This is a genomic window from Roseococcus thiosulfatophilus (assembly GCF_017311575.1).
In the GTDB taxonomy this organism is placed as follows: Bacteria; Pseudomonadota; Alphaproteobacteria; order Acetobacterales; family Acetobacteraceae; genus Roseococcus; species Roseococcus thiosulfatophilus.
The window spans coordinates 1-21,671 of sequence record NZ_JAFFQY010000019.1 but is presented as its reverse complement, the minus strand read 5'-3'; the positions used below and the strand labels follow the sequence as shown (position 1 = coordinate 21,671).

The window sequence follows — 21,671 nt, the reverse complement described above, 5'->3', positions numbered from 1 at the left end:
CTCCCCGGTGAGGCCGTAGGCCTCACCATTCGTAACTCCAGGTGAGGCCCAGACGGTCGCCCGCCTCGCCCGTCTGGGTTTCGGCCTCCAGCCTGAGGCGCGGCGTCAGCTCCACCTGCACGGCCACGCCGGGCGCGGCGCCGGAGGTGCCCTGGCGCACGCCCACATAGACGCCCGGCGCCACATAGCGCCCGGCCTCCACCGTGGCGCCGCCGCCTTCCGCCGCGCCGGCGGAAAGGCGGTCCAGCCCCAGCGCCTCGCGGATGCGGCCCGTGACCCCGCCGCCCGAGGGCATGATGCCCGCGAGCTGCGCCACCGCCTGGGTGAGTGCCGCGATCTCGAAGGGCGAAAGCCGCTCCAGCTCCCGGTCGAAGAGCAGCCGCGCCAGCGCCTCGTCCTGCGGCAGGTCGGGCTGGGCGCCCACCGTCAGCTCCGGGGAATTGGCCGGGCCGGTGATGGTCAGCGTGATGGTGTGGGCGCGGGAGCGCGTGGTGGCCAGGAAGTCCAGCGTCGGGATCAGCGTGCCCGTGTCGAACCGGGCCGCGCCGCGCGTCAGGTTCAGCACGCGCCCGGCCAGGTCGAACTGGCCGCGCCGCAGGTTGAAGGCGCCGGAGACGGTGGGCGCGGTCAGGTTCCCGCCCACGCGGATATCGCCCGACAGCTCGGCCTCCAGCCCGCGGCCGCGCACGAAGATGGCGCGCGGCGCCACCACCTGTACGTCCAGCGCCAGCGGCGGGCCGGCGGGTGCGGCCGGGGCGGCGCGGGGCGGCGTGGGCGCGGGGCGGCCCGCCGGGCGCGGCCCCACCTCGCGCACGGGTCCCACGGTGGGGATGCTGCCGCCGAAACTCTCCGGGATGCGGAGTTCGGCGCGCGGGATCTCGATGCGGCCGGTCAGGCTGCCGCCCGCCAGGATCGGCCCGCGCAGCACCAGGTCGGCGTTCATCACCGCCTCGCCCAGCTCGGACTGCACGGGGCGGGCGTTGCGGGCGGTGAGGCGGAGCTCGGCCGGGATGTTCTCGCCCAGCGGCTCGACCCAGCCCTGGCCGGTGATGCGGCCATTGCCGCGCGTGCGCGCCGAGAATTCCTGCACCACCAGCCGCTCGCCCTGCGCCACCAGGCGGGCGGTGATGCCCTCCAGCCGCACCCCCTGGGCGTCGTTGCGGTAGGTGGCGCCGCTGACGGTCGCGGTGCCGGCGAGCTGCGGGGCCTCCGGGCTGCCGGTCAGGCGCAGGTCGAGATCGGCGCGGCCGGTCACCACATCGGCGCCCCCGGCCAGCAAGGGCCGCGTGATGGCGTTGAGGTCCAGCCGCCCTTGCAGCCGCGCCTCGGTGGCGGCCGCGGCCCCCAGCCCGCGCGGCTGGCTGGCATTGATGGTCAGCGCGATGCCGGGGCCGGCGTTGATCTGTGCCTCGATGCGCGCCGCCTCGGGCGTCGCGGTGCCGTTGGCGGTCAGGCGCGCGGCGGGCAGGCCTTCCAGCGCCGTGGCGCGCAGCCCCTCGCCGCGCAGGTCGAAGCGGGCCTGGGGCGCGGCCAGGCTGCCCGCCACATTCACCTGCCCCGCCATGGTCCCCACCACCGCGCCGGCCGTGAAAGGCGCGAGCGGCAGGGCGGCGAGTTCGGCGCGGCCCGTCAGCGCCTCGCCCCGGGTCTGTCCCTGCACGACGAGCCGCCCGCCGCGCGAGGCATTAAAGCGCGCCGGCGCGAGCGTCAGGTCGCCATTGGCCGCGCGGGTCACGCGCGCCTCGCCCTGCAGCCGGGCGGCATCCTGGCCGGAGGCGAGGTTGAGGCGCGTGAACACGGCCTCCGCCGCCTCGTCGTTCACGCGGATGCGGGCGCTGGCCTCCACATTGGCCGCGTCGCTGCGGGCGTTGAGTTCCAGCCGGGCCTCCTCCAGCGTGCCGCCCAGGCTGAAATCCAGCCGCCCGCGCTGCCCGGCGATGGCGAAGCCGGGGCTGACCACGCGGAGCGCGAAGCGCTGGGCGGCGGGGCCGGTGGCCCCCTCCACGGGGGCGGCGCTGGCCTCGGCCGTCAGCGCGCCGGTGACGGGCTGGCCGATGAAGGGCGCCAGCACCGAAAGGTCCGGGATGGCGAGCGCCAGTTCCGCCTGCTGCTGCCCGTCGGGCCAGGCGAAGCGGCCGCCGCCGCGCAGGGTGATGCCGGCCCAGGCGCCGTCCAGGGCGCGGATGTCCAGGCGGCCCTCGGCATCCTGCCGCACCTCGGCGCGGAGCGTCAGCGGCTGTTCGTCCAGCGTGCCGTTCGCGTCCAGCGCCACATGCTGCGGGCTGGCCTGCACCGCCACGCGCAATGGACCGGCGCGACGGCCGGCATAGACCAGCGCCTCGGTGGCCAGCACGGCGTCGAGCTGCGGCGCCTCCAGCGTGCCGGTGGCGCGGCCTTCCAGGGTGACGGTGCCCTGCGCCTCCGGCGGGTCGGTGACGCGGGCGGAGAGGTCCAGCGCCAGCGGGGCCTGGTCGTTGGTGGGGATGGCGCCGGCCACCCGCGCTTCCAACCTCGCCCCTTGCAGCGCCAGCGCCGCGTCGCGCCCGCCCTCGGCATAGCGGGCCTCGACCGTCAGCACCTCGCCCAGCAGCGGGTCGGCCGGGGTGTTGGTGCGCGGGTCGGTGATGCGGGCGGAGAGGGTGGCGCTCGGGTTGTCCTGCGTGCCGCCGAAGCGGGCGGTGGCGGTGACGGTGCCGTAGGTGATGCCCTCGGGCAGGAAGGGCGCGAAAAGGGCGGCGGCGCCGGGGTCGAGCTGGGCCTCGCCCGCCAGCGCGCCATGGGCGGCGAGGGTGGCGCGGCCCTCCAGCCGCCCACCGGGGGCGGTGGCCACCACGCGGTCCAAGGCGAGGTCGCCCACGGCGGAATAGCGCAGGGCGAAGTCGAGCCCGACCGTGGCGGCCAGCGGCGCGTATTCGGCCGGCACGAAGGGGCCGGGCACGGCATCCAGCCGCCCCGAGGCCGCGACGGCGCCGCCCGCCAGGGCCAGTTCGCCCGCGCCGGTCACGCGCGCCTCGCCCAGCGCCGCCTCCAGGCGCCAGGCCCGGCTGTCCAGGGCGAGTTCGGCCTGGAAGGGGGCGCCGGGCTGGCCGGCGGCGGTGGCGACCACGCCGCCGGGCGGTTCGCTGGCGGTGAGGCGGGCCACCAGGCGCTCACCCTCCAGCTCGGCCACCAGGTCGGCGGTGCCGGGGGCGTCGAGGCGCCGCACCGCCAGTTCCACCGAGGCCGATGGACCCGCCAGCCGCGCATGGCCGCGCGCGGAGAGCGCCGCCGGCCCGCCCGGCACGCCGGCGCCCAGTTCGAGCCGCGCCACCTCCAGCGCATCCAGCCGGATCGCGACGGGAAGCTGGGGCAGGCTGGGTAGGGTGATGCCGGGGGTGGGGTCCGGGTCCGGCTCGCCCTCCGGCAGGCGGGCGAGGTGGATGCGGGCGGCCTCCAGCCGGGTGATATGCGCCTCCCGCCCGAACAGCGCGGTCCATTCCAGGCGCAGCGAGGCATCCTCCACCGTCAGCCAGACGCCCTGTTCATCGGCGAGGGTCGCGCGGGTGAGGGAGAGGCGCCCGGGCAGCGGCCCCGAGACGCCTTCCAGCACCAGGCCCGGCACCGCCCATTGCGCCACCCGTGCCACCTGCCGGTTGCCCAGCGGCGTGGCCAGCAGGAAGCCCAGCACCAGGGTGGTGAGAAGCAGCAGCGAGGCGACGAGCCACGCGAAGATTCGCAGCGCGCGCATCAGAAGGCGTGGCCGATGCCGAGATAGATGCCGAAATTGCCGCTGCCCGGCTGGCGCACCAGCGGCATGGCGATGTCGGCGCGCACCGGCCCGAAGGCGGTGTAGTAGCGCACGCCCACCCCCGCGCCGACGCGCAGCGCATCGGTGGGGGTGAAGGGCTCCAGCCCCACGCCGCCCGCATCCACGAAGGCCACGCCGCCGAAATTGCTGCCGAAGCGCTGGCGCAGTTCCACGCTGGCCTCGATCACGCTGGCGCCGCCGCGCGGGCGGCCCTGGGCGTCGCGGGGCCCGATGGTCTGGAAGCCATAGCCGCGCACCGAACCGCCGCCGCCCGCGAAGAAGCGCTGTGCCACCGGCACATCCTCGGCCTCGGCGTTGAGCAGGGAGCCGATGCTGCCGCGCAGCGCCAGCACCGTGCGGCCCTCGCCCTGGAAATCGATGTAGGTGCTGGCGGTGGCGCGCACCGGCACATAGGCCTGGGCGCGGCTGAGCGAGTAGCTCGGCGTCACGTCGAAGCGCAGGCGCCAGCCCCGCGTGGGGTCGAGCGCGCTGTTGGTGTTGTCGAAGCGCGCCTGGGTGGCGAGGCCCACCAGGTTGCTCGGCCGCAGCGGGCCGCCGGGCGGGCCGGAGCGGCCGATCTCGCCCGTCGGGCCGGCGCCCAGCGTCCAGTGCCGGCCGAAGCGCTGCTCGTAGAGGATGGAGGCGGTGATGGCGTCGCGGTCGTAGCTGTCCAGCCGCTCGCGCAGAATGGCCGTGTTCACCACCAGCGTGCCGGGGGTGCCCAGCGGGAAGGGGCGGCGGTAGCTGGCCGAGAGGCGGGCATTGGTGCGGTCGAAGCTTTCGCCGAGCCGGCTGATCGCGGCCTCGACCCGCAGGCGCTCGGCATTGCCGAAGAGGTTCCGGTGCTCCCAGGCGCCGGTCAGGGCCAGGCCGAAATTGGTCTCATAGGCGGCGGTGGCGGTCAGCGCACGGAAGGGGCGTTCGGTGACGTGGAAGGTGACGGGGAAGCGGCCCTGCTCGTCCAGCGCCGTGCCCTCCTCGGCCCGCACGGCGCCGAAGGGGCCGAGCGCCAGCAGGTCCGCCCGCGCCTCCGCCACCAGCCCGGGGCTGTAGTGCCAGGACCGCAGCCGGAGTGCGGCGACGCGCTGCGCCACCTCCGGGTTCACCGCCACGGTGCCGGCCACGCTGGGCGGCGCGAAGGTGGCGCGGGGGCCGGGCGCGGCGAGGAAGGTCACGTCCATCGCCGCGGCGCCATGGTCCACGGTGACGCGGCGTTCCACGCGCGCGAGCGGCCGGCCCTCCGCGCGCCAGGTGGCCAGGGCCGTGGTCTCGGCGGCCAGCACCGTCTCGGCGCGGGCGGGCTCGCCGGGGCGCAGCAGGATGGGGGCCGCGCCCTCGGTGCGGATGCTCCGCAGGCTGTAGCGGGTGCCGGGTGTCGCGCGGATTTCCAGCGCGATGGGGGTGGGCAGGGCGGCGAGCTGCTCGGCGGTGGGGGGCGGGCTGCCGGGCGGGCTGCCGGCCAGGGCCACCTGCGCCTGGCCGGCCCAGAACCCTTCGGATTCGAAGGCGGGGCGCAGCCGCTCAGGCTCGGCGCCGATGCGCGCGGCGAGGCCCAGCGCATCGGTCGGCGCGCGTTCCTGCAGGCGGATGAGGGGGGAGGCGGCCTGGAGCAGGCTGTCCAGCTCCTCCACGCCCGTGGGCACCACGGTGGCCCGGTAGGGCAGGGCGCCGGGCACGGCATCGGTGAAGGCCGGCGTTTCCTGCGCGGCCAGGCGCGTGGCGCCGGGCCAGGCCAGTGCCACGCCACACAGCAGAAGGGCGGCCGGCCGGAGACAGAAAATCCGTATGTGTCGCGGCGTCATTCCCAACAGGCTACCCCATTCTTGCCCCGCCCGGCATGTCCCGCCGGTGGCGCGATGCGCGGGGTGGACCGGAGGAACGCGCGATTACTCTTGCGGTTGCCCGCTGTTACCGGAAGCGATCCGGCGTTCCGGCCCAGATTTCATGTAGGGTCAGGGCGCGTTCCGTCAGCCCCTGGGCGTGACAGAGCCGGGCGGCGGCGGCGAGCGGCGCGGAGAGGGCGGCGCGGCGGTGCACCTCCACACCCCCCGCCCGGAGCCGGGCCAGCAGGGCCGAAAGCGCATCGGGCCGCGCGGCGGCCACATCGGCGCGGGCCACCAGGACATGGTTGATGGGCATGAACCCATGCTTGGAAATGAACTGCTCGGCGGCGGCCTCGTGGTCGGCCATGACTGGCAGCACCTCCGGCGTGCCGGCGCCCTCGCTGCCGAAGATGGCGGCGTCCAGCTCGCCCGCCAGCAGCATGGCGGCCATGTCGGCGCCTGGTGCGGCGCGTTCGCACCAGGGCGGGTCCTGGTAGCCGGCCACATGGGCGTCCTCGAAGGTGACCCAGCGCAGGGCATCGGCGGAGAGGCCATGGCGCTCGGCCAGGATGCCCCGCAGCCAGAGCGCGGTGGTCTGGCTGTAGGCGCGCACGCCGACGCGCCGGCCGCGCAAATCCTCGGGCTTCCGCACTTCCCCGCCGCGCCTGGCCAGCAGCGAGGCCTCCGGGTGGCGGGCCGACAGCACGGCCGGCAGCAGCACGATGGGCGCGCCGGCCGCCTTGGCCATGAGGTAGGTGGCGATGGCCAGTTCGCTCACCTCATGCCGCCCCTCCCGCACCATGGGCGCGAAGGCGCGGGTGATGTTGGGCATTTCCGCCAGGGCGAAGCCCATGGGGTCCGCGAACAGCGCCGCCGTGCGCGGCGTGCGCCCGATGGCGACCTGGAGCGGCGCGCTCATCCCAGCGTCTCGACCACATGGGGGAAGACGGATTGGTAGCCTTCCCCGTGCTTGATGGATTTGTCGCTGTTGCGCGCGGCCTGGGCGCCGCGCTGGAGGGCGACGCGGGTGTAGTATTCCCAGAGATGCTCCTGCCCCGCCATGCATTCGATGGCGGCGCGCTTCTTCTCCCACACCGGCGAGATGTCCAGCAGCACGTCGGGCTTCCAGTCGCATTGCTCGGGCTGGTGCGGCTCGAACAGGAAGACGGGCGGGGCGCCCAGCACCTTCTGGCCGGGGTTGTGGCCATGCGCCTGGGCGGTGACGCGGGCGTGCTGGGCGAAATCGGTCACGGCCGGGTGGTCGTGGTTGTAGATGTCGGCCTTGCTGTGGGTCAGCACGAAGCTGGGGTGGATGGCGCGGTAGAGGTCCACCAGGCGATAGAAGGCGGCCTCGGTCAGGTTGATGGGGTAGTCGCCCAGATCCCAGAACTGGATGTCATGGACGCCGAGGTGTTGCGCCGCCTGCTTCGCCTCCTCCTCGCGCGCGGCCTTCACGCGCTCCAGCGTCATGCCGGGCTGGCGCCAAAGCTTCGCGGATTCGCCCCGTTCGCCATAGCTCAGGCAGACCACCGTCACCTCCCAGCCCTTCGCGGCGTGCAGCGCGATGGCGCCGCCGGCGCGCCAGACGAAATCGGCGGAATGGGCGCTGACGACGAGGGCGGTGGGCATGGGGGTGATCCTCCGGATGTTTCCCCTTGCCTCCCACAGAATGTGCCGGACGGCTACACCCGCAGCAGGTCCCGCCAGGCCATCCGCGCCAGCATGACCAGGGCGGCGGAATAGTATTCCCCCTGCGCCTGGGCCACGCGCGGCAGCACCGCCCGCGCCCCCGCGCCGTCGCGCAGCGCCTTGGCCAGCAGCGCCACGGCGCGGATGCCGGGGTTGGCGGGGTAGGGGGCCAGCACGTTGCTGGGCAGTTCCGTCCAGGCGGGCATGGGGGCGGCGGGGCCGCGATGCGTCCAGAAATCGGCGCAGGCGCGCACCACGGCATGCGCACCGGAGCCGCCCCAACAGAGGTTCAGCGGAATCCGCACCGCGTCGAAGCTGAAGCGCGGCGGCCAGTTCCGCGCGATCCGCAGCGCGCCGTTGTCGGCCTGGATCTCCAGCCAGTCGGGCGGCAGCTGCCATTGGCCGAAGCGCGCCTCCTCCAGCAGGGCCAGCGCGTCCATCTCCACGCGCGTCCAGGTGGCGTCGCGCAGTTCCCGCCCCAGCTCCTGCAAGGCGGGCAGGATGATGTAGGAAAGGTTCACCACCACCCGGTTGGCCGCGCGAAAGCCATAGGCGCCCGGCAGCAGCAGCCAGCGCCGGCCCAGGTTCAGGAAGCACAGCCGCTGCAGGTCGCGCGCGATGGCCAGGCCGCGCTGGATGTAGTCCGGGTGGCGCCATTTCCGCCCCGCCTCCACCAGCGCCCAGGCGATCATCAGGTCGCTATCGCTCGCGTTGTTGAGGTCGGTGACGGGGGGCGTGCCGTCCGGGGTGAAGCGCCAGGCGAAGAGATTGTCGTTGGGCCGCTTCAGCGAGGTGAGCGTCCAGGTGAGGATGCGCTGGAAGGCCTGTCGGTCATCGGCGCGGACGGCGGCGTAGAGCCCGTAGCCCTGGCCCTCGCTGTGCGAGACGTTGCGGTTGCCCGTGTCCACCACCCGCCCATCCGGGGCGAGGAAGCGGGTGCGGAAGACGTTCCAGTCCTCCGCGTCACTGCCGGCCTGGCTGCCATGGGCGATGCCCACCGCCCCGGCCGCGCCGGCCGCCGACAATATGCCATGCCGGCGCATAAATTCCGGCTTGCCACCTTGCGCCGAAACAATGATCAATGACCCCGACATGTGCTAGGAATGCGACCAGGAAACGGGAATGGGCCAATGCCGAGCGTTGTTTCCCTTTTTGGATGGATGCGCGCGGCGCTGGTCATCACCGCGCTGATTCTGGCCTCGGCCCGTGCCACGGAGGCGCCCGCGGCGGAAGAAGGCGCGCGTTTCGAGGGGCTTCGCCTGGAGCTGCTGGCCGCCGCCCGCGACATCGACCTCGACATGTCGCGGCTGGAGGTGGTGGAGCTGCTGCGCGGCGCGGGCTTCTCCATCGAGGTGGAGGCCGACCTGCCCCCCGATGGGCTGACGCGCATGCTGCTGGCCGTGCCCGCCGAGGATGACTGCCTGCCCCGCGGCGCCCCCTTCGTCTGCCCCAACATCCGCGTGAACTTCCTGAACGACCCGCAGCGCGGCCTGCGCGTGGTCCGCATCGAGGCCTTCCAGACCATCGAGGGCGGGGCCACGGTGGCCGAGGTCTTCACCCATGTGGGCGCCGCCATGGGGCCGCCCCTGCAAACCCAGTCCTGGCCCGAGATGGTGCGCGGCGGCGCCGTCAGCGTCTGGCGCCAGCGCTGGCAGGAGGGGGTGGGCCAAGGCCCGCTGCTGGAAATCCTGGCCACGCAGGAGCGCACGGGTAGCTCCCCGCTCGGCATCAGCAACCCGCATGAGCGGGCCGTGGGCGTGGGCTATGTGCGCGCCGACCCCGATGTGGAGGGGGCCTTCGCCTCGGTGCGGCGCCGCCTGCTGAGCGGCCGGGGTGGCTGACCTCATCGTGATCCGGCCTCGGTCGCGGGCGCGCTGACGAAATAGCGGCGGTGCAGGGCATCCAGCGTGCCATCCGCGGTGCGGAGCAGCACGAAGCTGTCCAGGAAGCGCAGCAGGTCCCGCTCGCCCATCGCCACGGCGAGCGCGAGCGGCGAATCCCGCACCAGGAAGCCCTGTTCGATGGCGGCCAAGGGGTCGGTCAGGAGCAGGTTCCGCACGCTCCATTCGAAGGCCACGGTCGCGTCCACCTCGCCCAGCAGCACCGCGTCGAGGCATTCCGCATAGTCCGGCAGGAAGACCGCCACCGCGCCGGGTGGCAGCAGCGGGTGGACCAGGTCCGCCAGGGCCGTGCCCATGGGCAGCGCCAGCGTCAGGCCGTCGAGGTCCGGGAAGCCGTGCAGGTGGCGCCCGGCGCGCCCCGCGATGACCACCCGCAGCCGGCCATGCGGCCGCGCGAGGGCGATGCGGCGCAGCAGCCCCGTGTCCACCGGGAAGGAGGCGACGACGTCCACCCGGCCGCTCTCGAGCGCCGGAATCCGCTCCTCCGCCTCCAGCACCACGATGCGAAGCCGCGTGCCCAGGTCCCGCGCCAATTGCCGCACCAGCGCGACCTCCGAACCGTCGGGTTCGCCGAATTCGTCATGGGCGGCCCAGGGGGGCGTCCGCAGCATCAGCCCCACGCGCAACTCCCCGTTTTCCAGGATGCGCGCCAGCGCGCCGCGCGCGGGCGTGGCGCCGGCGGGTGGCGGGGCCAGGCCGAGCAGGGAAGCCCACGCCAGCAGGGCGCGGCGCGGCAGGGGCATGCTCATGGCGCGCCGCCGGCGCGCAGCCGCCTGCCCAGGAAATGCTGGTGGAGAATGGCCAGCACCCCGCGCTGCCGCAGCAGCAGAAGCTGGGCGTTCACCGCCTCCAGCAGGTCATGCGCGCCGAAGGGCGCCGTGACGGCCATCAGCGCGCGGCCCAGGCTGGACTTGGTCTCGATCGCGGGCAGCGTCTCGGTGATGCGGGCGGCCAGGGTAGCGGGCACGATGGCGGCCTCGGCCTCGCCCTGTGCCAGCGCCTCCGCGATCCCGCGCCAGTCCTGGCGCAGCAGCAGGTGGCGCGGGCGCTCGCCCAGCAGCGCGTTGCCGAAGACGCTGTTCCAGCCGCGCAGCTGCACCAGGGGGCGGCGGCCCACCTCGTCCAGGCCGGGCAGCGGCAGGTCGCGCCGCGCCAGCAGGTGCCAGTCCAGCTCGGCATAGGGGGTGGAGAACATCATCACCCGCGCCGCCTCCAGCGTCATGGCCGGGGCGGTCAGCAGCAGGTCGAAGCGGCCCTCGCGCAGGGCGTCCACCTGGTCGCCATAGGTGGTGAGGTCGAAATCGGGCTGCACGCCCATGCCGAAGGCCATGGCCGCGCCCACGGCCACCGCCATCCCGTCCAGCTGGGTGCCGTGGTTGCGGAAGGCCATGGGCGTGTCGTCCACCAGCAGGCCGAGGCGCAGCCGCCCCGCCCTGCGGATGGCGGCGAAGCTGCCATCGGCCCGGGCTGTGGCGGGCAGCAGCAGCCCGGCGGCCAGGGCGGCGCGGCGGGGGAGGGGCGGCGCCCTCATGGCCGCTGCCGGCAGGCGTCGCAGAGCTGGACCCAGAGCGCATGCGCCATCTCCGCCGCCGCCTCGGGCGCCAGCCGGTCCAGCGCCACGGCGCGCCAGATCTCGTTCGTCACGCCCTGCCAATTGCCGAACCAGGGCGCGATCACGTCCTTGTTGCGGGCCGAGGCGAGGTGCAGCGCGCGCCATTCGGGGCTTTCGCCATCGGACACCAGCACATCGCTGACCTGCGGGTCATTCAGCAGGGGCAGGGTGCAGAAGGGCAGGCCGTCATTCACGAAGAGGCGCCGCTGCATGGTGTAGGCCCCCGACGCGTCATGCCCGCCAAAGGCCGAGAGGAAGGCGCCGGCGCGGGCGAGGCGCCCCGCATCCCGCCCGGCCGCGGCCGAGATGGCGTAGAAGCGCACCCAGCCGCAGGTGGCGGGATCATGCTGCGCCCCGCCCACCGGCATCATGCCCAGCCGCGCCTGGCCCGCCACGTCCGAGGTCAGCGGGTTGTTCAGGAAGCGCAGGCGGTAGCTGGGCAGCAGGGCGAAGGCGTGGCGGCCCTCGGCGAAGGCGCGGGCCACGCCCACCTCGTCCTGGCCGGGGCTGGCCGGGTCCAGGGCCTGGTGGCGGTGGATCATGTCGCGCAGGAAGGTCAGCACGGGGATGATGCCGCGCCCCGGCTCCGCCATCACGCTGACCCGCGCATCGTCCACGAAGCGCCCGCCATGGCTGAAGACGAGGGTGGAGAGCAATTCGATCAGCCAGGGGTCGCCCGCGAGCGGCAGTCCCATGGGGAAGCGGGCGATCCCGCGCGACCGGATGCGGCGGCAATCGTCCATCACCTCCTCCCAGCTCGTGGGCGGGGTGGCGATGCCCGCCGCCTGCAACAGGCCGCGATGGTAGAAGAAGCCGATGCTGTCCGTGTAGTAGGCGAGGCCATATTGCTGGCCGCCGAAGCGCATGGCCTCCGTGCAGGCGGGCGCGGCCTCGGCGTTGAAGCGGGTCAGCGCGGGCATGGCGTCCAGGGGCGCTAGCAGGCCGGAGCCTGCCACCTCCGGCAGCCAGGCATCGGACATCAGCACCACATCCGCCGCCGCCGTCGCGCCCAGCTGCGCCAGCAGCGCCGGGCGGTAGGAGATCCAGGGCACATGCTGGTGCCGGACCGACACGCCGCTGGCGCGGGTGAATTCCGCGAATTGCGCGCGCAGGCTGTCCAGCACCGCCGTCCAGCTCAGGAAATGCACCGAGGGGCGGGGCTGGGCGGCGGCGGGCGTGACCCAGGGCGTGGCGAGCAGCGCGCCGAGGGCGCGGCGGGGCAGGAGCGTCATGGCGGTCAGAGGCCTTCCCGCGGGGCCACGAGCGGGACCCCTGTGTGCATTGCGAAGAGGTTGGCCAGCGTGCCGTCCTCCCGGACGGCGTGCAGGGCGATGGTGAGGGCGCGCAGCAATTCGTGCTCGCCGAAGCGCACCGCGGCCCCGTGCAGATGCGGGGTGAGGGAGGTGCGGATGCCGAAGCCACGGCCGGGGTGGCGCGCCATGATGTTGCGCGCCGTGACGTTGGTGGTGATGAGGGCGTCGAGTGCGCCGTCGAGCAGCGCCCCCTCCAGCGCGGCCAGTTCGGCGAAGGGCTGGGCGCGGGCCTCCTCCAGGTCGAAGCCCAGATTGGCCAGGTGCGCCACATAGCCCTCCTGCAGGCCCAGCCGCAGCCCGCGCCAGTCCGCCAGGCGGCGGCGGCGCGCGACATGGGCGGAGAGGATCACGGTTTCCAGCTCGGCATAGGGGGGGGTGAACATGAGCTGCCGCGCGGTCAGGCGGTTGAGCATGGGGCCGAGCGCCACAGCCACCTCGCCCGCCAACACGCGACCCATGGTCTCGAAGGCGTGCCCCGGCGGGTCGAAGCTGTGCCGCAGCCCGAGCATGGCGGCGAGGTGGGCGGCGAGGGCGGCGTGGAAGGGGTCCTCGACCGGCTCGGCCAATGGGGTGGGCAGGGGGGTCGGAGGCAGGGGAAGCCCCGCCATCCAGATGCCGCAGGCGAAGCGGATGCGCCCCCGGGCGAGGATGCGGCGCCAAGCCTGGCCATGGTGCGCCGCGCGGGCGGGGGTGGCCAGCGGCGGCACCAGCGCGGGGCTGGCCCGCAGCAGCGCCCGGCGGCCTGGTGGAGGTGGTGGAGGTGGTGGTGGTGCCCGGCGCGGCATCTTGTCCTTTTCCCGGCGCGCCACGTGGCGCGACCTCCCGGCGCGCGCCATGTGGCGCGAACCGGGGGCATCCTGCCGCATATGGGCGGGATGTGCCTTGCGGCGCGTCAACCTCCAGGCGCGTTCTTCACCTGGAGTTGAGCATCACCCGCCCGGCTTGGCCAGCCCGTGCTGTTCGCGCACGGCGTGGAAGGTGAGCGCCGGGAACTCCTCCTCGGCGCGGCGGCGGCGCCAGTCGGAGGTGAAGAAGGCCACCATCTCGGCGTCATGGTCCTCGGCGAGATCGGCCTTGTGCTGGCGGGTGAAGCGTTCCACCGCTTCCTTGTCGTCGGAGGCGAACCAGCGCAGCTGGTCCCAATGGGTCGCCTCGAAGCTGACCGGCACGCCGTACTCCACCTTGATGCGGCTGGCCAGCACGTCGAGCTGGAGCAGGCCGACCACTCCAACCACAGGTGGCGACCCGTCCAGGGGGCGGAACAGCTGCACCACCCCTTCATCCGCCAATTGTTCCAAGGCTTTCTTGAGCTTCTTGGCCAGCATGGGGTCCTCCAGCCGGGCGCGGCGGAGGTGCTCGGGCGCGAAGGAGGGCACGCCGCGGAAGTTCAGCGGCTCGCCCTCCGTCAGCGTGTCGCCGATGCGAAGGGTGCCGTGGTTCGCGATGCCCACCACATCGCCCGGCCAGGCTTCTTCCGCCACCTGGCGGTCCTTGGCGAAGAAGAAGAGGGGGGCGTTGACGGGCACCTGCTTGCCGGTGCGGGTCTGGGTCAGGCGCATGCCCTTCTCCAGCCGGCCGGAGCAGATGCGCAGGAAGGCCACGCGGTCACGATGGTTGGGGTCCATGTTGGCCTGGACCTTGAAGACGAAGCCGGAGAGGCGGCCCTCGCCCGGCGCCACCTCGCGCGCATCGGCGGCGCGGGGGCGGGGCGGGGGGGCCATGCGGCCGAGCCCATCCAGCAGCTGCCCCACGCCGAAGTCGCGCAGCGCGCTGCCGAAGAAGACGGGCGTCATGGTGCCTTGCAGGAAGGCCTCCATGTCGAATTCCGGATAGCCCATGGTGACCAAGCCCACCTGTTCGCGCAGTTCCGCCAGCAGGGGGGCGGGGATGCGGGCTTCCAGGATGGGGTCGTCGAGGCCGGAGACGGGAATGACCTCGTCGCCTTCCTCGCCCAGCAGGCGGAGCGCGGGGTTCACGATGTCATAGACGCCCAGCAAATCCCGCCCCGCGCCGATGGGCCAGGCGGCGGGGGTGACGTCCAGCGCCAGCGTCTTCTCGATCTCGTCGAGAAGCTCCATCGGCTCGCGCCCCTCGCGGTCCATCTTGTTGATGAAGGTGACGATGGGGATGTCGCGCAGGCGGCACACCTCGAACAGCTTGAGCGTCTGCGCCTCGATGCCCTTGGCGCCGTCCAGCACCATGACGGCGGCGTCCACGGCCGTGAGGGTCCGGTAGGTGTCCTCGGAAAAGTCCTCGTGGCCCGGCGTGTCCAGCAGGTTGAAGATGAGGTTGTCCCGCTCGAAGGTCATCACGCTGGTGGCGACCGAGATGCCGCGGTCCTGCTCGATCTTCATCCAGTCCGAGCGGGTGCGCCGCGCATTGCCCTTGGCGCGCACGGCGCCGGCCAGCTGGATGGCGCCGCCCTTCAGCAGCAGCTTCTCGGTGAGTGTCGTCTTGCCCGCGTCGGGGTGGGCGATGATGGCGAAGGTGCGCCGGCGCGCCGATTGCTGGGCGGCGTCGCGCGCCACCGCATCCTGGGCGAGGCCGGCGCGGGTGGTGGTCTCGGGCTGCTGGTCCATGGGGCGGTGAGATAGACCCAACACCGCCCCAACTCCAGCGCCGGCTTACGATGGCACGAGGTTCGCCGGCACGTTCAGCCCCCGCTCGCGGTAGTAGCGGATGGCGCCCGGGTGCAGCGGGAAGGGATAGCCGCCCAGCGATTCCTGCAAATTGATTTCCCGCGTGGCGGCATGGATGTTGTTGAGGAAGGGCAGGTTCTCGAAGATCGTCTTGGTGACGAGGTAGACATCCTCCTCCGGCACGGCGGCGTTGCAGGCGAAGTAGTTGGGCAGCTTGGCCGTTGTCCATTCGGTGGTCTGGGTGGGGTAGGTGCCCGCGGGGATGATGCCCTTCACCAGCAGCGAGGCGCGGCCATTGCCGCGGCGGATGTCCTCGTCATTCCATTGCAGGAAGCGCAGCCGGTCGCCCGCGCGGGCGAAGGCCTGGGTGACGGCGGGGGTGGGCAGGCCCGCCTCGAAATTCGTGCCGTGGATGTTGCCGTTCATGAGCGATTCCGCGCTCGGCCCATAGCCCTGGTAGACTAGGTCCATCTTCGTGTGGTCCACGCCCAGGTTGGGGAAGAGCCACAGATGCATGGTCTCGAGCCCCGAGCCGCGCGCACCCATGGAGAAGCGCCGCCCGCCCTCCAGGTTCTTCATGTCCATGATGCGCCCGGTGGTGGCGAGCGAGCGCTCGACCACGAACTGCTCGAAATTGTACCATAGTGGCAGGATGCCGCGGATGTTGCGCTGCACCCCGGCATTGGCGAAGGGCCCCGCACCCTCGCCCGCGAATTGCGCGACGAGGCCCTGCAGGATGGCGAACTGCGCCTGGTTCTCGCGCATCAGCCGGACATTCTCGGTGGAGCCGGCGGAGCTGATGGCGCTCATGTCCAGGCCGAGCTGCGCCTGGAGCTTCACCTTGATGAGCGTGGCCAGCGCGACCCCCACCGGATAATAGGTGCCGCCGATGGTGGCGGTGGTCAGCACATAGGAACGTGCGTTCTGCGCGTGGGCGGTGGTGGCGCCGAGCGTGGCGGCGGCCGTGCCGAGGGCGAGCGCCCTCCTGCCGAAATGGCTCATGTCGTCTCACTCCCTGATGGCCGCGCGGGCCGTGCCGCCCCTGATCCAGGATCTGGGGCGGCCGGCCGGGTCTTTGCCCGGCAGCCTGTTGTTGCTTCACGAATGGGGGCTGTGGCGCCCCCGGCTCATCGTGTTCGGGAGGAGAGGGGGGATCAAGGCCTTTCTGCCTCGGCCCATGCCGAGGCAGAGAACTTCACAAACGCCGCTCGACCGGCCTTGGCAGCGTGACCATGCCCTCGACCGGATAGGCGCGGCGCTGCCAGAGGAACAGCGCCACACCGATGGTGATGCCCGTGAGGTCCGTCATGGATTCCGGGATCATCATCATGAAGCCCGCGCTGCCGGAGACGAAGCGCAGCACGGGGTTCAGCGGCCCGTTCAGCATCCAGCCCTCGGTCGCGCAGGCGAGGAACCAGACGCCGCCCAGCGCGGTCAGCAGCGCGGGCAGGATTTCCAGGAAGGAACCCTGCGCCAGCAGCGCGGGCGAGAGCCAGAACATGTAGGGCACGATGAAGGTGGCGAGCCCCAGCTTCAGTGCGATGATGCTGGTCTGCCACATATCCGCCCTGGCCATGGAAGCGGCCGCGAAGGAGGCGAGTGCCACCGGCGGCGTGATGGCCGAGAGGATGGCGAAGTAGAAGATGAACATGTGCGCCACCAGCGGCTCTACCCCGATGCGGATCAGCCCCGGCGCCACCACGGCCGCCGCGATCGCATAGGCCGCCGTGGTGGGCACGCCCATGCCCAGGATGATGGCGACGCACATGGCGAAGACCATGGCCATGAGGGAGGAGGCGCCCGCCACCTCCAGCAGCAGCGAGGCGAAGCGCCCGCCCACGCCGGTGACGCCGATGACGCCCGCCACGATGCCGGCCGCGGCGCAGACGGCGATGAGCTGCATGACTTCCTTCATCGAGCTGTGCAGCGCGTCATAGATCTGCGCCGCCGTCTCGATCACGGCCGAGGTCACGCCCGTGAACAGCCCCTGCCGCTGCAGCCACACCCGGTGCACCAGCGAGGTGACGATCATGATGACCAGCGTGGCCGCGATGCCCCAGGCCGCCGCGCGGAAGGGCGAGAAGCCCTGCACCAGCATGAAGATCAGCAGGATGAGCGGCGAGGCCATGTAGAGGCGCCGCAGGATGGTGGTCCAGCGCGGCAGCTCGTCGCGCGGAAGGCCCTTGATGCCGAGCTTGCGCGCGTTCAGGTCGCAATGCGTGTAGTTGGCGAAGTAGAACAGGATGGCGGGAATGAGGCCCGCCAGCGCGATCTCGGTGTAGGGGATGCCCAGCACCTCGGCCATGATGAAGGCGCCCGCGCCCATCACGGGCGGCGTGATCTGCCCGCCGGTGGAGCTGGTGGCCTCGATGGCGCCGGCGGTCGGCCGGTCATAGCCCACGCGGCGCATCATCGGGATGGTGAAGGCGCCGGAGGCCACCACATTCGCCACGGCGGAGCCCGAGACCGCGCCGAACATGATGCCCGACAGCACCGTGACCTTGGCGGGGCCGCCGCGCAGCCTTCCCACCAAAGCGAGGGCCACGTCGTTGAAATACTCGCCCGCATTGGATTTCTGGAGGAAGGTGGCGAAGACCACGAACATGATGATGAAGCTGGCGCTGACCTGCACGATGGTGCCCAGCACGCCATTGTTGTTGAACAGCTCCACCAGCAGCTGGTCGAAGGCGACGCCGCGATGGAACAGGATGCCCGGCATCCAGGGCCCCACGAAGCAATAGGCGATGAAGGTGATGGCGATGAGCGGCATCACCAGCCCCGCCGTGCGGCGGGCGAATTCCAGCACCAGCAGGATGCCGACACCCGCCACCAGCAGATCCTGCAGGTTGGGGCCCATGAAGGTCCGCATCTCGATGCCGTCAGCGTCGAAGATGTAGTGGAATGGGATGATGAGGGAGAGCCCGATCAGCACCCAGTCATAGAGCGGCACGGGCCGCACCAGGTTGGTGCTGGCGCGCGGCGCGAAGAGGGCGAAGCCGAGGGCCGCGCCGAAGAAGACGTGGATGGCGCGCGAGACCGTGGGGTCCACCGGCTGCACCAGCAGGATCCAGAGGTGGAAGGCCACGAAGGCGGTGGCCGCGGCGCGCCAGACCATGCCCTGCAGCCCCGGCAGCTCCCGCCGGGCGCTGGCGAATTCGAGATCCTCGATCTCGGTGTTCACGTCATCATTCGGGCGTGTCTGCGCCATACGTGTCCTGCCCCCAGAAAATCCATCGTGAAATATCAATGCCCGCCCGGTGTCGTTCGCGACATTCTTGGCCGATGCGGATGGCGGCAGACGCAACGGAGGTCAAGCGGAAATGACAGGTTAACGGAATGACACGCCACCTGTCGCCAAATGCCGCGCCGCGCCCTATCCAGGACCGTTGAGAGACGAGCCATGCTGAGACTGACCGAACTGCGCCTGCCGCTGGACCACGCGCCCGACGCCATCGCCACCGCGTTGGTGGCGCGGCTGGGGCTGCGCCGGGATGAGCTTCTGTCGCACGAGGTGGCGCGGCGCGCCTGGGATGCGCGGCGGCGCTCGGCCATCGAACTGGTGTATTCCATTGATTTCTCGGTCGCGGACGAGGCCGCGCTGCTGCGGCGCGCCGCGGGGGACAAGGCGCTGGCGCGCACCCTGGGCCCGCGGCCCGACACCGCCTATCGCCATGTGGCGCGCGCCGCGGCCCCGCCCGCGCGCCGGCCGGTGGTGATCGGCACCGGGCCCTGCGGCATCTTCGCCGCGCTGATCCTGGCGGAGATGGGCTTCCGCCCCATCATCCTCGATCGCGGCAAGGTGGTGCGCGAACGCACCAAGGACACCTGGGGGTTGTGGCGCCGCTCCGTGCTGGTGCCCGAGAGCAATGTGCAATTCGGCGAGGGGGGCGCGGGCACCTTCTCGGACGGCAAGCTCTGGTCGGGCATCAAGGACCCGCAGCACCTGGGCCGCAAGGTGCTGACGGAGTTCGTGCAGGCCGGCGCTCCGGAGGAGATTCTCTGGGTGGCCAAGCCGCATATCGGCACTTTCCGCCTGGTCACCATGGTGGAAAGCCTGCGCGCCAAGATCGAGGCGCTGGGCGGCGAATACCGCTTCGGCACCAAGGTGACGGACTTCCTGGTGGAGACGGGGCGCGACGGCACGCGCCGCATGGCGGGCGTCGTCACCGAGGCGGGCGAGGTGATCGAGACGGAGCATGTCGTGCTGGCCATCGGCCACTCCGCCCGCGACACCTTCGAGGTGCTGCACGCGCGCGGCGTGCATGTGGAGGCGAAGCCCTTCTCCATCGGCGTGCGGATCGAGCACCCGCAATCCGTCATTGACCGCGCGCGCTTCGGCAATTTCGCGGGCAACCCCATCCTGGGCGCGGCGGACTACAAGCTGGTGCATCACTGCCAGAATGGCCGCGGCGTCTATTCCTTCTGCATGTGTCCCGGCGGCACCGTCGTCGCCGCCACCAGCGAGCCTGGCCGCGTTGTGACGAACGGCATGAGCCAGTATTCGCGCGCCGAACGGAATGCCAATGCGGGCATCGTCGTCGGCATCACGCCGGAGGTGGATTATCCAGGCGGGCCGTTGGCCGGCATCGCCTTCCAGCGCCATTGGGAGGAACGCGCCTTCGTGGCCGGCGGCGGCGACTACCGCGCGCCGGCGCAGCGCGTGGGGGATTTCCTGGCGGGGCGGGCCTCCACCCATCTCGGCAGCGCGGTGCCGAGCTACAAGCCGGGGGTGACGCCGACCGACCTCTCCCTCTGCCTGCCCGATTTCGCCGTGGCGGCGATCCGCGAGGCGCTGCCGCAATTCGCGCGCAGCATCCCGGGCTTCGACATGGCGGATGCGGTGATGACGGGGGTGGAGACGCGCACCTCCTCGCCCGTGCGCATCCGGCGCGATGCGTCCTTCCACAGCGTGAACACGCGCGGGCTGTATCCGGCCGGCGAGGGCGCGGGCTATGCGGGCGGCATCTTCTCGGCCGGGGTGGACGGCATCCGCGTGGCCGAGGCGGTGGGGCGCGACATGGCGGGGCTGTCCCAGGCGGCGGCGTGACCAACGCCTATGACGCGGTGGTGATCGGCGCCGGCGCGGCCGGGCTCTTCGCCGCCATGCGCGCGGGGCAGCGCGGGCGGCGGGTGCTGCTGCTGGACCACGCGGAAGCCGCGGGCAAGAAGATCCTGATCAGCGGCGGCGGGCGCTGCAACTTCACCAATACGGGCTGCGTGCCGGAGCGGTTCCTCTCTGCCAACCCGCATTTCGCGCGCTCGGCGCTGGCCCGGTACACTCAGCATGACTTCATCGCGCTGGTGCGGCGGCATGGCATTCCCTTCCACGAGAAGACGCTGGGGCAGCTGTTCTGCGATGGCTCGGCGCGAGCCATCGTGGCGATGCTGCTGGCGGAATGCGCGGCGGCGGGGGTGGAAATCTGGCTGAACTGCCGCATCACGGACATCGCGCGCGACACGGGCTATCGCGTGGAGACCAGCCAGGGCGTCGTCACCGCGCCCGCCTTGGTGCTGGCGACGGGCGGGTTGTCCATTCCCAAGATGGGCGCGACCGGCTTCGCGCATGACGTGGCGCGGCGCTTCGGTCTGCCGCTGACGGAACTGCGCCCCGGCCTGGTGCCGCTGACCTTCGCGGGCGAGGCGCTGGAGCTGATGCGCCCATTGGCCGGCGTGGCGCTGGACGCGGTGGCGCGCTGCGGCCGCGTGGCCTTCGAGGAGGCCATGCTGTTCACCCATCGCGGCCTGTCCGGCCCGGCCATCCTCCAGGCCTCCTCCTACTGGCGGGAGGGCGAGGCACTGACCCTGGACCTGCTGCCGCACCGCGACGCCGCCGCCTGGCTGCTGGAGGGCAAGCGCGCCCGTCCCCGCGCCGAGGGCCGCACCCTGCTGGCCGAGGCCCTGCCGCAGCGCCTGGCGCAGGCCCTCGCCGCGCTGCACCTGCCGGGCCGGATGGCGGACACGCGCGATGCCGAGTTGCGCGCGCTGGCCAGCCTGCTGAAATCCTGGCGCCTCGAACCCTCCGGCACCGAGGGCTATGCCAAGGCCGAGGTGACGCTGGGCGGCGTGGACACGCGCGCCCTGTCGCAGCAGAGCATGGAGGCACGCGCGGTGCCCGGCCTCTTCGTGGTGGGCGAGGCGGTGGACGTGACGGGCTGGCTCGGCGGCTACAATTTCCAATGGGCCTGGTCCTCCGGCTGGGCGGCGGGCGAGGCGCTGTGAGGCCGGCCCCCGGCACCACCGGCTTCATCCGGGCCATGGTGCTGGCGCAGTTCGGCGTGCAGGTGGGCGCCTTCACCCTGCCCGCGCTGCTGCCCGGCTTCATGGCGCGGTGGGAGATGTCCAACACCGAGGCGGGCTGGCTGGTGGGCATCTTCTTCGCCGCCTATGTGCCCGCCGTGCCGGTGCTGCTGGCCCTGACCGACCGGATGGCCCCGCGGCGCATCTACCTGATGGGGGCGGCGCTGACGCTGGCCTCGCATCTGGGCTTCGTGGTCTGGGCGGACGGGTTCTGGTCCGGGATGCTGTTGCGCGCCATGGCGGGGGTGGGCTGGGCGGCCTGCTACATGCCGGGCCTCAAGGCGCTGACCGACCCGCTGGAGGGGGCCCCGCAATCCCGCGCGGTGTCCTGGCACGCGGCGGGGGTGGGGCTGGCGGGGGCGCTGTCCTTCGCCTTCGCGGGGTTGTTCGACGCGCTGGCGGGGCCGGCGGCGGCCTTCCTGTTCGGGGCCGTGATGGCGGGGCTGGCCCTGGGCATCGCGGCCTGGCTGCCGCCCGATGCGCGCCCCGCGCCGGCGCCGGGCCGTCTGCTGGACTTCCGGCCGGTGCTGCGGAACCGCCAGGCGATGGGCTGGATCGCGGGCTACACGGTCCACACCTGGGAAATGGCGGCGCTGCGGGCCTGGGCCGT

Annotated in this window: 16 protein-coding genes; 4 read left to right on the top strand and 12 right to left on the bottom strand. The window is 72.4% G+C overall.

What is annotated here, in order from left to right:
- Positions 1 to 22: 22 nt before the first annotated feature.
- The 5 genes from JTN19_RS08875 to JTN19_RS08855 form a co-directional block, all read right to left on the bottom strand.
- Positions 23 to 3,727, bottom strand: a complete 3,705-nt coding sequence (locus tag JTN19_RS08875) for a translocation/assembly module TamB domain-containing protein (protein WP_206931561.1) — start codon at positions 3,725 to 3,727, stop codon at positions 23 to 25.
- A complete protein-coding gene (locus tag JTN19_RS08870) occupies positions 3,727 to 5,529 on the bottom strand; it encodes a BamA/TamA family outer membrane protein (RefSeq protein ID WP_206931560.1) in 1,803 nt (600 codons plus the stop codon). Before JTN19_RS08870 ends, JTN19_RS08875 begins: the two co-directional genes overlap by 1 nt.
- A gap of 166 nt (positions 5,530 to 5,695) precedes the next feature.
- Positions 5,696 to 6,529 (bottom strand): ABC transporter substrate-binding protein, encoded by an 834-nt coding sequence (locus tag JTN19_RS08865; protein ID WP_206931559.1) that lies wholly within the window; start codon positions 6,527 to 6,529, stop codon positions 5,696 to 5,698.
- Positions 6,526 to 7,239 (bottom strand): PIG-L deacetylase family protein, encoded by a 714-nt coding sequence (locus JTN19_RS08860; RefSeq protein ID WP_206931558.1) that lies wholly within the window; start codon positions 7,237 to 7,239, stop codon positions 6,526 to 6,528. Before JTN19_RS08860 ends, JTN19_RS08865 begins: the two co-directional genes overlap by 4 nt.
- A 53-nt stretch (positions 7,240 to 7,292) precedes the next feature.
- Positions 7,293 to 8,342, bottom strand: a complete 1,050-nt coding sequence (locus tag JTN19_RS08855) for a glycosyl hydrolase family 8 (RefSeq protein WP_206931557.1) — start codon at positions 8,340 to 8,342, stop codon at positions 7,293 to 7,295.
- 117 nt (positions 8,343 to 8,459) lie between these two features.
- Between JTN19_RS08855 and JTN19_RS08850 the strand changes: the two genes are divergently transcribed.
- Positions 8,460 to 9,140, top strand: a complete 681-nt coding sequence (locus JTN19_RS08850; RefSeq protein WP_206931556.1) for a hypothetical protein — start codon at positions 8,460 to 8,462, stop codon at positions 9,138 to 9,140.
- Positions 9,141 to 9,142: 2 nt separating this feature from the next.
- Here the strand turns inward: JTN19_RS08850 and JTN19_RS08845 are convergent, their stop codons facing one another.
- The 7 genes from JTN19_RS08845 to JTN19_RS08815 all read right to left on the bottom strand — a co-directional run bounded on the left by JTN19_RS08845 (position 9,143) and on the right by JTN19_RS08815 (position 17,972).
- Positions 9,143 to 9,949, bottom strand: a complete 807-nt coding sequence (locus tag JTN19_RS08845; RefSeq protein ID WP_206931555.1) for a transporter substrate-binding domain-containing protein — start codon at positions 9,947 to 9,949, stop codon at positions 9,143 to 9,145.
- The gene (locus JTN19_RS08840; protein ID WP_206931554.1) at positions 9,946 to 10,731 is read right to left on the bottom strand and encodes a substrate-binding periplasmic protein; all 786 of its coding nucleotides are present in this window, start codon (positions 10,729 to 10,731) and stop codon (positions 9,946 to 9,948) included. Before JTN19_RS08840 ends, JTN19_RS08845 begins: the two co-directional genes overlap by 4 nt.
- Complete coding sequence (locus tag JTN19_RS08835; protein ID WP_206931553.1) at positions 10,728 to 12,044, bottom strand: ABC transporter substrate-binding protein; 1,317 nt, start codon at positions 12,042 to 12,044, stop codon at positions 10,728 to 10,730. The genes JTN19_RS08840 and JTN19_RS08835 overlap by 4 nt, the downstream gene beginning before the upstream one ends.
- Before the next feature lie 5 nt (positions 12,045 to 12,049).
- Positions 12,050 to 12,832: a transporter substrate-binding domain-containing protein gene (locus JTN19_RS08830; RefSeq protein ID WP_206931552.1), complete on the bottom strand. Its 783-nt coding sequence runs from the start codon at positions 12,830 to 12,832 to the stop codon at positions 12,050 to 12,052.
- 222 nt (positions 12,833 to 13,054) lie between these two features.
- The gene (locus JTN19_RS08825; protein ID WP_206931551.1) at positions 13,055 to 14,704 is read right to left on the bottom strand and encodes a peptide chain release factor 3; all 1,650 of its coding nucleotides are present in this window, start codon (positions 14,702 to 14,704) and stop codon (positions 13,055 to 13,057) included.
- 45 nt (positions 14,705 to 14,749) lie between these two features.
- Positions 14,750 to 15,766 carry a TAXI family TRAP transporter solute-binding subunit gene (locus JTN19_RS08820; protein ID WP_206931550.1) on the bottom strand — a complete coding sequence of 339 codons (1,017 nt, stop codon included), beginning with the start codon at positions 15,764 to 15,766 and terminating at the stop codon, positions 14,750 to 14,752.
- A 193-nt stretch (positions 15,767 to 15,959) separates the two neighbouring features.
- Positions 15,960 to 17,972, bottom strand: a complete 2,013-nt coding sequence (locus JTN19_RS08815) for a TRAP transporter permease (protein WP_206931549.1) — start codon at positions 17,970 to 17,972, stop codon at positions 15,960 to 15,962.
- 192 nt (positions 17,973 to 18,164) lie between these two features.
- Between JTN19_RS08815 and JTN19_RS08810 the strand changes: the two genes are divergently transcribed.
- From JTN19_RS08810 to JTN19_RS08800, 3 genes are all read left to right on the top strand, one after another.
- Complete coding sequence (locus tag JTN19_RS08810; RefSeq protein ID WP_206931548.1) at positions 18,165 to 19,811, top strand: NAD(P)/FAD-dependent oxidoreductase; 1,647 nt, start codon at positions 18,165 to 18,167, stop codon at positions 19,809 to 19,811.
- Positions 19,808 to 20,983, top strand: a complete 1,176-nt coding sequence (locus tag JTN19_RS08805) for an aminoacetone oxidase family FAD-binding enzyme (protein ID WP_206931547.1) — start codon at positions 19,808 to 19,810, stop codon at positions 20,981 to 20,983. Before JTN19_RS08810 ends, JTN19_RS08805 begins: the two co-directional genes overlap by 4 nt.
- Positions 20,980 to 21,671 (top strand): MFS transporter (locus tag JTN19_RS08800; RefSeq protein ID WP_206931546.1); only part of this gene is annotated, 692 nt, incomplete at its 3' end. The genes JTN19_RS08805 and JTN19_RS08800, both read left to right, overlap by 4 nt.